We start from the raw sequence: 11,774 nt of genomic DNA, 5'->3' as shown, positions 1-11,774 counted from the left end.
CCCCGCCACCACCCTCCGGAGGAGACACGATGGACTTCCGCTACACCCCCGAGCAGGTCCGGCTGAAGGCCCGCGCGGCCGCCTACGCACAGCTCCTGATGCGGTACGAGGACCAGTCCGAGGAGACGGGCGGCCCCCTGCCCGCCGACACCGTCCGGGAACTGACCCGGGCCGCCGTCGACGCCGGCGTCTACGCCATCAACATGCCCTCCGAGTGGGGCGGCGCCGGACTGTCCCTGCTGGACCAGGTCATCGTCGAGGAGGAGTTCGGCAAGGTCACCAACTGCCTGTGGGACATCCCCTGGCGGCCCGCCAACGTCCTCGCGTACGGCACCGAGGCCCAGCGCGAGAAGTACCTGCTGCCCGTGATCCGGGGCGAGCGTTTCGACGCGTTCGCGGTGACCGAGCCCGGCGCCGGATCGGACCCCGGCTCCGGTTCGAGCACCGCGACCCGCACCGCGGGCGGCTGGCTGCTGAACGGCGAGAAGTGGTTCGTCACCTGCGGGGACATCGCCGACTTCCTGCTGGTGCAGGCCGACGCCGGCCCGGAGCGGGCCGCGACCCTGTTCTTCGTCGACAAGCAGGCGCCCGGGGTCGAGATGACGCGCGTCCCCCGTTTCATGCACTCCGCGGTGAACGGGCACCCCGAGTTCACCTTCACCGACGTCTTCGTCCCCGACGAGGACGTGCTCGGCGGTGTCGGCGACGGCTACGAGCTGACCAAGGAATGGTTCACCGACGAGCGGCTGATGATCGCCGCGCGGACGATCGGCGCCGCCGAGCGCGCTCTGGAACTCGCCCGTGACTGGGCGGTCGAGCGCCGCCAGTTCGGCTCCCCCATCGCCGACTTCCAGCTGATCCAGGGCATGCTCGCCGACAGCGCCGTCGACATCGCCGTCAACCGCGCCTACACCCACCAGGTCGCCTGGGAGGCCGACCGGCCCGAGACCGACCGCAAGACGCTGCACGCCAAGGCCTCGACGGCGAAGCTCGCCGCGAGCGAGGCCGCAGGGCGGGTGATCGACCGGTGCGTGCAGATCTTCGGCGGGCGCGGCTACGACCGCTCGTACCCCGTCGAGCGCATGTATCGCGAGCTGCGCGTCGACCGCATCTGGGAGGGCACCTCCGAGATCCAGCGGCTGATCATCGCCAACGAGCTGATCAAGCGCGGCACCCGGGCTCTCGCCCTGCCCACCACGGTCTGAAAGCCCGCATCCACCGCTGGAAGCCCGCTTCCACCGTCCGAAGCCCGCTTCCACCACCTGAAGCCGCTTCCACCGTCCGAAGCCCGCTTCCACCACCTGAAGCCGCTTCCACCGTCCGAAGCCCGCTTCCACCACCTGAAGCCGCATCCACCGTCCGAAGCCCGCTTCCACCACCTGAAGCCGCATCCACCGTCCGTAGCCCCTTCCCCACCCCGATCCGGAGGACTCACCGGCATGGACTTCCGTCTCACCGCCCGTCAGGAAGAGCTCAGGAGCGCGGCGCGCGCGCTGACCGAGTTCATCATGAAGTACGAGCTCGACTGCGAGGAGAACAACGGCCTGCCGCCGCAGGCCCACACCGAGATCCGGGACGCCGTCCTCGACAGCGGCCTGCAGGCCGTCAACATGCCGGTGGAGTGGGGCGGCGCGGGCCTCACCATCCTGGAGCAGGTCACCGTCCAGGCGGAGCTCGGGCGGCTCACCGGCGCGCTGTGGGACATGGTGTGGCGGCCGGCCAACGCCCTGTCCTTCTGCACGCCCGAGCAGCGCGAGCGGTACCTCGTCCCCGTGATCCACGGACGGCGCCGCGACTGCTACGCGGTGAGCGAGCCGGAGGCCGGCTCCGACCCGCAGGGCATCACGACCACGGCGACCCGGACCAGCGGCGGCTGGGTACTGAACGGCGAGAAGTGGTTCGTCACCGTCGGCGACCACGCCGACTTCATGATCGTGCTCGCGGCGGCCGGCGAGGAACGGGCACCGACCCTGTTCCTCGTGGACAAGGACACGCCGGGCGTGGAGATGACCCGGGTGCCCCGCTGGATGCACACCTTCGTCTACGAGCACCCGGAGTTCACCTTCACCGATGTGCACGTGGGCGACGACGCGGTCCTCGGCGAGGTCGGCGACGGCTACGACATCACCCGCTCCTGGTTCACCGAGGAGCGCCTGATGATCGCCGCCCGCACCATCGGCGCCGCCGAACGGGCCTTGGAACTCGCCCGTGACTGGGCGGTCGAGCGCCGCCAGTTCGGCTCCCCCATCGCCGACTTCCAGCTCATCCAGGGCATGCTCGCCGACAGCGCCGTCGACATCGCCGTCAACCGCGCCTACACCCACCAGGTCGCCTGGGAGGTCGACGAGGGCCTCGTCGACCGGAAGACCCTGCACGCCAAGGCGGCGATCGCCAAGCTGGCGGCGAGCGAGGCCTCCGGCCGCGTCGTCGACCGCTGCCTGCAGATCTTCGGCGGACGCGGCTACGACCGCTCGTACCCCGTCGAGCGCCTCTACCGCGAGCTGCGCGTCGACCGCATCTGGGAGGGCACCTCCGAGATCCAGCGCCTGATCGTCGCGGGCGAACTCGTCAAGCGCGGAACGGGCGTCCTGCAGATGCCGGCCGCCGCCCGGGGCGCGGAGGACCGGTGAGCGATGTCGAGCGGATCGGAGTCGTGGGCTGCGGTCTGATGGGCTCCGGCATCGCCGAGGTCTGCGCCCGTGCCGGCCGGGACGTCGTGGTGGTGGAGACGGACAGGGCGGCGGCGGAAGCCGGCCGGAAGCGGATCGCTCGCTCGCTGTCCCGGGCCGCGGCCGCCGGGAAGCTCTCCGCCGCCGAACGGGAGGCCGCGGCCGGGCGGATCACGATGGCCACCGACATGGACCGGCTGGCCGACCGCGACCTGGTGGTCGAGGCGGTGGCGGAGGACGGGCGGGCGAAGACGGAGGTCTTCGCCCGGCTCGACGCGGCGGTGGAGCGCCGGGACGCCGTCCTGGCGACGAACACCTCCTCCCTCCCTGTCGTCCGGCTGGCGGCCGCCACTTCGCGGCCGGCCCAGGTGATCGGTCTCCACTTCTTCAACCCCGTCCCGGTGCTCCCTCTCGTCGAGCTGGTGCCGTCCCTGCTCACCGGCGAGGACACGGTCCGGCGCGCGGAGGAGTTCGCTTCCGGCGTCCTCGGCAAGCGGGTCGTCCGCGCCCGGGACCGGGCGGGGTTCGTGGTGAACGCGCTGCTTGTGCCGTACCTGCTGGCCGCCGTGCGGATGGCCGATGCCGGCACCGCATCGGCCGAGGACATCGACCGGGGCATGACCCTGGGCTGCGCCCATCCGCTCGGACCGCTCGCCCTGGCCGACCTCATCGGCCTCGACACGGTCCGGGCCATCGCTCAGTCGATGTACGCGGAGTACCGCGAGCCGCTGTACGCCCCGCCCCCGCTCCTCGCGCGGATGGTGGACGCGGGCCTGCTCGGCCGCAAGACGGGCCGGGGGTTCCACACGTATCCGTGACCGCCGCCCCCGGACGGAGGCAGTCCGGGGGCGGAATGCGCGAGGATGATGAGCAGGTGGGCCCGGCAGCCGGGCCCACCCGTCCGCGCCGCGGGCGCCGAAACGGGGAGTAGCCAACGTGACCAAGGCCGAGCGCGCACTCGAGACGCGGGAGCGGATCCTCAGGGCCGCGTGCGAAGTGATCGCCGAGATCGGCTTCGAGAACATCAGCATGCGGAAGGTCGCCGAACACGCGGGCGTGTCGAAGGCCTTGCTGCACTACCACTTCGACACCCGCGAGAAGCTCTTCGCCGAGGCGATGACGCACTCCTTCGCCCAGACCGGTGCGGACACCGAGGCCGACGCCGACTCGGTCCCGGCCACCGTGCTGCTGGCCCGCATCCTGCGCAGCATGCTGCCGACGGACTCGGAACTCCGTCAGGACTGGAAGCTCTGGCAGGAGCTGTGGGTGCGCGCACAGCGCGACCCGGCGGCGCGTCACCTCGCTGTCGACCTGTACGACCAGCTGCATGTCTGGGTCGCCGGCGCGGTCGAACGCGGCATCGAATCGGGAGAGTTCAAGGAGTGCGACGTCACCGCGCTCAGCACCTTGGTGCTGGCGCTCTGCGACGGGCTCGGCATTCGCGTGATGCTGGACGACCCCAGGGTCGACCTGGCCACGGCCCGGTCGACGATCTGGGGAACCATCGCCCCCACCCTCGGGATCGACCCGGAGTTCCCGGAGAACTGAGCAGAGGCGTCGGGTACGCCCACCCGGCTCAGGGGATCTCGTAGCTCCCTGGGGCGGGCGATTCCGGCCCCGAAGGGCCGGCCGCCTCGACTGCCATGGCGTTCACCGGCCCCGATCATCGGGTCGGCCGGTCTCCGCCGTGGCCACGGCTGTGTGAGCGCCGCTCTGCGGGCCGTTGCGTGCCTGATCCCTTCGTGCCGCGAAGATGACGAGCGCTCCCGGGACGATTCCGACGAAGAACGGCGACGGTACGAGCAGGACACCGCCCACCGCGCACCACGTCACGATGGCCCAGCCGATGGAGGCGGGCACCGTCACCCCCCGTACGGCGAGGTTCCGGATCAGGAAGCCGAGGAGGACCAGCGGTGCGGCGAAGCTGCCCGGGCCGGCCCAGAAGGCGATCTTGTTCTCCAGCCCGTCGACGGTGTCGGTCTCCCCCGGGGCCAGGGGGACCGCTGCCCATATCCCGTGATCCACCCACTCGGCGATCTCGTCCCCGGCGGTGAGCGTCAGCAGGGCCAGGTGCCCCACGCCCAGCACGATCAGGATTCCGGCGGCCCAACGGAGCATCCTTGCCGCGGAGTTCGCTCCTTGGCCCGACGCATGACTCTTCCCACCCACGAGAACCCCCTAGTTTCTATGTCGGTCAGCACAGGCTATACCTGCCAACACTTTCACTGCTGATCGGCACAGCTGGTTAGATGGGCCGCATGGCAACACGACGCGCCGAACGCACCCAGGAGAGCCGCCGGCTACTGATCGCGGCCGCCGCCGAGCTGTTCGCCGAGAAGGGGTACCGGCAGACGAGCTTCATCGACATCGCGGACCGGGCCGACATCAGCCGCGGCTCGATCCCCTGGCACTTCGGCAACAAGCTGGGCCTGCTGGAAGCCGTGGTCGATGAGCAACTCCGGGCCGTGCTGGCCGGGTTCACTCCCTCGCCCGGTGATCCGCTCGACCAGATGGTGGACTTCATCCGCCGGCCCGACACACGCCTGTTCATCACCCTGCTCGCCGAGGCGGTCGAGGTCGGCTCGCCGCTCCGCGAGCACTACGCGCGCCTCCACGCCGCCCTTCGGCAGGGCGTGCAGTCCCACATCCCCGCCGCAGCCCTGCCTCCTGGCGCGACCCCGGAGGCCACCGCGGTCCTCCTGGTCGGCGCCGTCATCGGCCTCCACGCCCAGTGGCGGGTCGCCCCCGAAGCGGTCGACCTCGACGACGTCCGCGCCACGATCCGCGCCCTGCTGCCCACCGGACCGAGGCAGGCCTGACGCTCCGGCCTCAGCCGCCGCCGGCACTCGGGCCGAGGCCGCGAGCGCCTCTCGGCTCCGGCCCGGCGCCCACGGATGCGGGCCGGGCCGGTGGAGACGTACCTTTGTCGGTGTCTTCGAGGGGAGCCGTTCATGACCACGGCGAAAGACCTGTTGATCATCGCGATAGACCGGAGCCCGGAGCATGCTGTGGGACAGGGTGACCTGTCGCTCGCACTCGCGGGAGCCGAGCTGATCGATCTCATCGGTGCGGGGGCGGTCACCGTGGACGGCGACCGCATCGTGCCGGGCGGGCCGGCGACGCCGGAGGATCGTCTCCTCGGCGAGGCTGCGGCACAGCTCACCCGGCAGGCGCCCCACGAGCGGATCGACGACTGGTTGTGGCGCCGGGGCCGGGACCTCTCGGCCGCTTACCAGGCCGCGCTGGAGGCGGACGGCGAGCTGACGCGGAAGCCGCACGGCCGGTTGCCCTTCGGCCCGCAATTCGTGGAACCGGTCGACACGCCCACCCGTCGCCGGGCAGCCGACCGCTGGAACGAGAGGGAACCCGTCCTGGCCGCCCTCGCCTCGGCCGTGGGCATCGCCGTCGAACGGTCCGACATCGAGCCCGGCCTCGATGACGAGGCGACGACGACGGTCGTGGCGGCCGTCCACGACGCGGTGATGGAGCTGGAGGCCGTACGCCAGAGGCGGACCATCGAGAACGCAGCCTTCGCCAACCTCTGGCGCGGACCGTGAGTCCGGTTCGGTCCCACGGCAGAGGCCGACGGGGGCGGAACACCTAGTGCGCGTGGCCGGCCGCGGGGAGGATGCCGTCGGCGATCTCCTTGTTGCTCCGCCCGCGTACCAGATGGGCGATCACCTCCGCCTCACGCGGTGACAGGGTGTTGCCGTAGGCCTTCCGCCCTCCTCTGCGTGCCCGGCCCGTGATGACGCCGTACCCACGCAGCAGATCCGCGCCATGGTCGGCGTCGCCGAGGGCGCCCAGTCCGGCCAGAGACTCGTGTGCGGGGCGGAGTCGGTCGACGCCGTCCGGAGTGCCTGCGCGGCGCGCGGGGCGTCGGCGTCAACGGCGTGATCAGGGGCGGTGAACGTCCACGCGTACGGCTCGCCGGCGTTGCCCTCGAAGCCGGAGGGGCCGAACCTCGGCGTCCGACCGAGCTTGTCGGGCCGGGGCGTCCACTTCTTCGCGGCGGCGGCGAGGTTCGCCGTCGGGCCGCCGCCATCGGGCCCCACTCCCTCACCCGCTCGGACGTCACACCGTGCCGGGCACCAGGGGTGTCGTAAGACTCACCCTCAGTAGCCGCGGCACTCCTCCCCCTTCCCGCAGGAGCCCCCATGCCCACGCTCGTCCCCTCCGCCGTGTCCGCGAGGCGCCGCACCGCCGGAGCCGTCGCTCTGCTGATCGCTGCCGCGGCGGCGACGGTCACGCCCGCGACGGCGTCCGAGAGCGGCGCTCGCGCGACACACGGCACCAAGCCGACGGTGGTGCTCGTGCATGGCGCGTTCGCCGACGCATCCGGCTGGAACGAGGTGGCCGAGCGGCTCCAGCATCAGGGCTACAACGTCGTGGCCCCCGCCAACCCGCTGCGCGGCCTGAGCAACGACTCCACCTACACCGCCAGCGTCCTGAAGAGCATCGCGGGCCCGATCATCCTGGTCGGCCACTCCTACGGCGGCGCCGTCATCAGCAGCGCCGCGGCCGGCAATCCCAACGTCAAGGCCCTCGTCTACATCGCCGCGTTCATGCCCGACACGGGCGAGTCACCCGCCGAGCTGTCGACGAAGTTCCCCGGCAGCGACCTCGGCACCGCCCTGCGCCCCGTCCCGTACACCGACAACGCCGGCAGTGGCATCGACGTCTACATCCAGAACGACAAGTTCCACAGCGTCTTCGCCGCCGACCTGCCCGAGGAGCAGACCCGGGTCATGGCGGTCGAGCAGCGACCGATCACGGCCGCCGGCTTCGCCGAGAAGGCCCAGGTGGCCGCTTGGAAGACGATCCCGTCCTGGTTCCTCGTCGCCCGCCAGGACAGGGCGATCGCCCCGGACCTGGAGCGCTTCGAGGCCGAGCGGGCCGGCTCCCACACCGTGGAGATCAACTCCTCGCACGTCGCCATGATGTCCCACCCCGGCGCTGTCACCCGCCTGATCGACGAGGCCGCCGAATCCACCTGCTGAAGCCAAAGGAAGAAGAGCCATGAACGACAAACCCACCATCGTGCTGGTCCACGGATTCTGGGGAGGCGCCGCCCACTGGGCGAACGTCATCGTCGAACTGAAGAAGCGTGGTTACGACAAGCTCCACGCCGTCGAGAACCCGCTGACCTCACTCGCCGACGACGCCGAACGCACCCGCAAGATGATCAAGCAGGTCGACGGCCCCGTCGTCCTGGTCGGTCACTCCTACGGCGGCGCCGTCATCACGGAGGCGGGCGACCTGCCCAACGTCACCGCCCTCGTCTACATCGCCGCCTTCGCCCCCGACGCCGGCGAGAGCCCGGGCCAGATCAGCCAGGAGCACCCGCCGGCCGCCTTCGAGAACATCGCGCCCGACTCCGACGGCTACCTGTGGATCAAGCAGGACAAGTTCCTGGAAAGCTTCTGCCAGGACCTCACCCCGGACGAGGGCCTGGTCATGGCCGTCACCCAGAAGGCTCCGCTCGGCTCCACCTTCGGCGACAACGTCACCGCCCCGGCCTGGCGCAACAAGCCGACCTATTACCAGGTCTCCACCCAGGACCGCATGATCGATCCGGACAACGAACGCCGGATGGCCGCACGGATGAACCCTCGCAAGGTCGTCGAACTCGACGCGAGCCACGCCTCCCTGGCCTCCCAGCCCGAGGCCGTCGTCGCCCTCATCGAGACAGCCGCGAACGAGACCGCCGGCTGACGGCCCCGCAGGTCCGGCCTGAACCGCCCGCTCCACGCGACGGCTCAGGCCGGACCCGCTCCGTCATGAGGACGGGCCCGCCCCCGCGGCGGCAGTGGCCTTCCGGGTTCCCGGCGTCAGCGCTTGGCCGGCTTCACGTTCCTGTCGACGCCGTTCACCCGCACGGCGACGGTCGCCCGGGCGGGCGCCCGGTCGGCCACGATCCGGTAGGACGTGACCTTCCCGTCCCGCCATGCGCAGCTGACCTCGTATCCTCCGCGGGCGCGCAGACCCCTGAAGGACCCCTTGGCCTTCCATTCGTCCGGGAGCCCGGGCAGCAGCCGGATGACGCCGTCGTGGCTCTGCAGGAGCATCTCCGCCACGGCACCCGAGATGCCGAAGTTGCCGTCCATCTGGAAGGGCGGATGGTTGCAGAACAGGTTGGGCAGCGTGTTGAACGTCAGCAGCCCGCGCAGCATGATCCCGGCGCGGTGCCCGTCGCCGAGGCGGGCGAAGAGGGCCGCACGCCAGGGCCAGGTCCACGAGCGGCGGCTGTCGCCCGACACCGTCGCGGCCGTGAACGGGACGCCTTCCCGCTCTCCGCACCTCGCCTTGAGCGAGACCAGGGCGGCGGCCGCGAGGTCCGGCGTCCTCGTGGTGATCTGCCGGCCCGGGTAGACCGCGAAGAGGTGCGAGGTGTGGCGGTGGGTGTCGGTGGGGCTGTCGATGTCCTCCTGCCACTCCTGCAACTGCCCCCACCGGCCGATCCTGTTCGGCGCGAGGCGCGCCTGCAGGTCCGCGACCGTGGCCCGATAGGAGGGGTCCGCGCCGAGTACCGCCTCGCAGTCGAGGTAGTTCTGGAACAGGTCCCAGATGATCTGCTGGTCGTACATGACCCCGTCCTCGCGCGGCCCGTGCTCGGGGGACCAGCCGTTCGGCGCGACGAGCAATCCGTCCTCGCGTTCCTTGAGGTGCCCCTCCCAGAACGAGCAGATCTCCTTGATCATCGGGTACGCGACGGTGCGGAGGTAGTCCATGTCCTGGGTGAACGCCCAGTGCTCGTACAGGTGTTGCGCGTACCAGGCGCTCGCGACGGTGTTCCACTCCCACGCGTTGCCGCCGAAGACGCTCTGGCTGGTACGGGCTGTCCAGCCCCGGGTGTCCGCGCCGAAGGCGTTGCGGGTCGCCACGCGGCTGGGGACCGCCACCTGCTGGACGAACCCGACGAGCGCCTCGTGGCACTCCGGCAGGTTCGTCGTCTCGGCTCCCCAGTAGTTCATCTGCACATTGATGTTGGTGTGGTAGTCGGAGGCCCACGCCGGCGCGTTGCTGTCGTTCCAGAGCCCCTGGAGGTTGGCGGGCAGTCCTCCCGGCCGCGAGGAGCTGATCAGCAGATACCGTCCGAGGTCGAACATCGTCTGTTCGAGGGTCGGGTCCTGCCCGCCCGCCGCGTACCGTGCGAGCCGGACGGGGGTGGGGAGGGCGACGACTGTGTCGTCGGATGTGCCCCAGTCGACGGAGACACGGTTCATGAGGGCCCGTGTCGCGGCGGTGTGCTCCTCGCGCAGCTCCTCGTAGGACCGGGCTGCCGCCGCGTCGAGCGTTCTCACGACGACCGGTTCCGGATCGACTCCGCGCCACCCGGCGGCGGCGTCGAGCTTGTAGTCGGTGCGGGCGTCGAGCAGCAGAGTCAGGCTCGTACAGCCGCTGAACCGGAGCGTCGCCCCCTCCGCACGCACCTCTCCGTCCGTGTGCGCGACCTGGACGGTGCACGCGTGCTGGAGACCGTTGCCCATGACGCCGCGGAAGGCGATCCTCCCGGCGGTGGCGTCGACGGTGGTCGGAGCCCCCTCTTGTCCGGATGTCAGGGAGATCACTCCGGACAGTCCCCGGTCGGCGTCCGAGGTGTACCGGAAGACCATGACGTCCGCGGACCGGCTGGCGAAGGCCTCCCGCAGGGCGCGCCGTCCCGGTGCGCCGAAGCGGGTGACATGGAGGCCCTGGGCGAAGTCCAGGGCCCGCTGGTAGTCGACGAACGTGCGCAGCGTGCGCGTGTCGAGACCCGTACCCGCCAGGGCGACCTCCGCGATCTGGAAGCCGGTGGACGCCGTGCCGGGGGTGAAGGTGAGCCGGTAGGTGCGGTAGGCCGTGGTGTTGGTGATCCGGTAGGTCCGGGTCTCACCGCGGGCGGCGAAGGGCGCGCCAGGGTTCTGCGCGTCGAGGGTCACCCAGGCCTGCCCGTCCTGCGACGCCTCGAGCGCCCACCGCCGGGGGTCGTCCTGCGGGCGGTCCGGGGCCGCTGTCAGCGCGTACGAGGTGACGACGGCCGCGCGGGGCAGGTCGGCCTGCCAGACGACCGCGGGTGAGTCTCCCTCCACCCGCCAGACGGTGGCGGGATCGGCGTCCAACGAACGAGAGATGTCCTGCGCCCCGGCCCCGGCGCCGGATCCCTCGGAGTGTCCGCTCGGCGAGGACAGGTACATCGCACCTCCCCCGGCAAGGTCGACTCCGGACAGGGCTATCTCGCTCACCTGGAAGTGGCTGACTCCGGCCTTGGGGACGAAGTCGAAGCGGTAGAAGCGGTAGGCCCCGGTGCCGGCACAGGTGAACTCCTTCGTCTGGAAGCGGCTCTCGAAAGGCGTCGCCAGAGTGCGGCTGTCCACCGTGGTCCAGGTGGCGCCGTCGGAGGAACCGGACAGGGTCCATTCCTGCGGGTCGCGCTCCGGAACGTCGTTGGCGCTCGTCAGACGGTAGGACGCGACCGCGACGGGGGCGGGCAGCTCGACCTGCCACTGCACCTTCGCGCCCGGTCCGTCGATGCACCACTTGGTGCTCGGCGTGCCGTCGTACGTCTTGTCGACGCCCTCCGTCGAGGAGGTCCGGTACGGGCCTCCGGGCGCCGAGACCTTCGGGCGGGCGTGGAAGGAGACCACGACGTCACCGAAGTTCCGGTACGAGCCGAAGCCGGTCATGCCGGTGTCGAAATCGCTGTCCGGCTTGCCCGCGAGGGCGTTGTCGTAGTCGTTGACCCCGCCCCACAGGCTCTGCTCGTTGAACTGGATGCGCTCCTGGTCGGGGTCGGCGAAGAGCATGGCGCCCAGTCGGCCGTTGCCGATCGGCAGGGCCTGCGACTGCCAGTCGAGGGCCGGGACAGGGTACTTCAGCGCCGTACGCGAGAGGGTCGGCCACTGGACGGCCGCCGACGCGGGGGCCGGCGCGGCGGCGGCTTCTCCGGCAGGGGTCCCGCCGGTCAGCTGGGTCATCAGAGGCGCGAGGGCGAAGGCACCGCCGAACTTGAGGATGCTTCGTCGCTGCGGTTGGGCCTCATCGGACATGGCACGGTCTCCCATCCATGGAGGGGTTCTCTTACGGGGGAAGTGGGGGCTAGGGGAAGCGGGGGGCTAGGGGAAG

Annotated in this window: 11 protein-coding genes; 8 read left to right on the top strand and 3 right to left on the bottom strand. The window is 71.0% G+C overall.

The window, feature by feature from the left end; translation table 11 throughout:
• Positions 1 to 29: 29 nt before the first annotated feature.
• The 4 genes from AC07AW_RS14440 (at position 30) to AC07AW_RS14425 (ending at position 4,217) form a co-directional block, all read left to right on the top strand.
• Positions 30 to 1,205 (top strand): acyl-CoA dehydrogenase family protein, encoded by a 1,176-nt coding sequence (locus tag AC07AW_RS14440; protein WP_478815759.1) that lies wholly within the window; start codon positions 30 to 32, stop codon positions 1,203 to 1,205.
• A 234-nt stretch (positions 1,206 to 1,439) separates the two neighbouring features.
• A complete protein-coding gene (locus AC07AW_RS14435; protein ID WP_478815758.1) occupies positions 1,440 to 2,630 on the top strand; it encodes an acyl-CoA dehydrogenase family protein in 1,191 nt (396 codons plus the stop codon).
• Entirely contained in the window at positions 2,627 to 3,487 is an 861-nt protein-coding gene (locus AC07AW_RS14430; RefSeq protein WP_478815757.1) for a 3-hydroxybutyryl-CoA dehydrogenase, read from the top strand. The genes AC07AW_RS14435 and AC07AW_RS14430 overlap by 4 nt, the downstream gene beginning before the upstream one ends.
• 118 nt (positions 3,488 to 3,605) lie before the next feature.
• On the top strand, positions 3,606 to 4,217 hold the full coding sequence (locus AC07AW_RS14425) for a TetR/AcrR family transcriptional regulator (protein ID WP_478815756.1): 612 nt from the start codon (positions 3,606 to 3,608) through the stop codon (positions 4,215 to 4,217).
• Positions 4,218 to 4,319: 102 nt separating this feature from the next.
• Here AC07AW_RS14425 and AC07AW_RS14420 read toward each other — a convergent pair whose 3' ends face one another.
• Positions 4,320 to 4,787 (bottom strand): DUF6463 family protein, encoded by a 468-nt coding sequence (locus AC07AW_RS14420; protein ID WP_478815755.1) that lies wholly within the window; start codon positions 4,785 to 4,787, stop codon positions 4,320 to 4,322.
• 140 nt (positions 4,788 to 4,927) lie between these two features.
• Between AC07AW_RS14420 and AC07AW_RS14415 the strand changes: the two genes are divergently transcribed.
• Both AC07AW_RS14415 and AC07AW_RS14410 read left to right on the top strand, forming a co-directional pair.
• Positions 4,928 to 5,488, top strand: a complete 561-nt coding sequence (locus AC07AW_RS14415) for a TetR family transcriptional regulator (RefSeq protein ID WP_478815754.1) — start codon at positions 4,928 to 4,930, stop codon at positions 5,486 to 5,488.
• Between the two features lie 132 nt (positions 5,489 to 5,620).
• The gene (locus AC07AW_RS14410; protein WP_478815753.1) at positions 5,621 to 6,226 is read left to right on the top strand and encodes a GOLPH3/VPS74 family protein; all 606 of its coding nucleotides are present in this window, start codon (positions 5,621 to 5,623) and stop codon (positions 6,224 to 6,226) included.
• Between the two features lie 43 nt (positions 6,227 to 6,269).
• On the opposite strand, the gene AC07AW_RS14405 is transcribed toward AC07AW_RS14410, so the two are convergent.
• Positions 6,270 to 6,371: a LuxR C-terminal-related transcriptional regulator gene (locus tag AC07AW_RS14405; RefSeq protein ID WP_478816243.1), complete on the bottom strand. Its 102-nt coding sequence runs from the start codon at positions 6,369 to 6,371 to the stop codon at positions 6,270 to 6,272.
• A 455-nt stretch (positions 6,372 to 6,826) separates the two neighbouring features.
• Between AC07AW_RS14405 and AC07AW_RS14400 the strand changes: the two genes are divergently transcribed.
• A complete protein-coding gene (locus tag AC07AW_RS14400) occupies positions 6,827 to 7,669 on the top strand; it encodes an alpha/beta fold hydrolase (RefSeq protein ID WP_478815752.1) in 843 nt (280 codons plus the stop codon).
• 19 nt (positions 7,670 to 7,688) lie between these two features.
• Positions 7,689 to 8,384: an alpha/beta hydrolase gene (locus AC07AW_RS14395; RefSeq protein WP_478815751.1), complete on the top strand. Its 696-nt coding sequence runs from the start codon at positions 7,689 to 7,691 to the stop codon at positions 8,382 to 8,384.
• A 116-nt stretch (positions 8,385 to 8,500) separates the two neighbouring features.
• Here AC07AW_RS14395 and AC07AW_RS14390 read toward each other — a convergent pair whose 3' ends face one another.
• Complete coding sequence (locus tag AC07AW_RS14390; protein ID WP_478815750.1) at positions 8,501 to 11,698, bottom strand: glycosyl hydrolase family 95 catalytic domain-containing protein; 3,198 nt, start codon at positions 11,696 to 11,698, stop codon at positions 8,501 to 8,503.
• Positions 11,699 to 11,774 lie beyond the last annotated feature (76 nt).

It is taken from the genome of Streptomyces sp. NPDC044003 (assembly GCF_056435185.1).
Note: the sequence above shows the minus strand (reverse complement) of the source record. Positions and strands in the feature narration are given on the sequence as shown.

Bases quoted from the DNA above. Each gene is read 5' to 3' on its own strand.
- AC07AW_RS14400 (WP_478815752.1), top strand. From the start codon at position 6,827: ATGCCCACGCTCGTCCCCTCCGCCGTGTCCGCGAGGCGCCGCACCGCC.
- AC07AW_RS14420 (WP_478815755.1), bottom strand. From the start codon at position 4,787: ATGCTCCGTTGGGCCGCCGGAATCCTGATCGTGCTGGGCGTGGGGCAC.
- AC07AW_RS14415 (WP_478815754.1), top strand. From the start codon at position 4,928: ATGGCAACACGACGCGCCGAACGCACCCAGGAGAGCCGCCGGCTACTG.
- AC07AW_RS14395 (WP_478815751.1), top strand. From the start codon at position 7,689: ATGAACGACAAACCCACCATCGTGCTGGTCCACGGATTCTGGGGAGGC.
- AC07AW_RS14390 (WP_478815750.1), bottom strand. From the start codon at position 11,698: ATGTCCGATGAGGCCCAACCGCAGCGACGAAGCATCCTCAAGTTCGGC.
- AC07AW_RS14435 (WP_478815758.1), top strand. From the start codon at position 1,440: ATGGACTTCCGTCTCACCGCCCGTCAGGAAGAGCTCAGGAGCGCGGCG.
- AC07AW_RS14410 (WP_478815753.1), top strand. From the start codon at position 5,621: ATGACCACGGCGAAAGACCTGTTGATCATCGCGATAGACCGGAGCCCG.
- AC07AW_RS14440 (WP_478815759.1), top strand. From the start codon at position 30: ATGGACTTCCGCTACACCCCCGAGCAGGTCCGGCTGAAGGCCCGCGCG.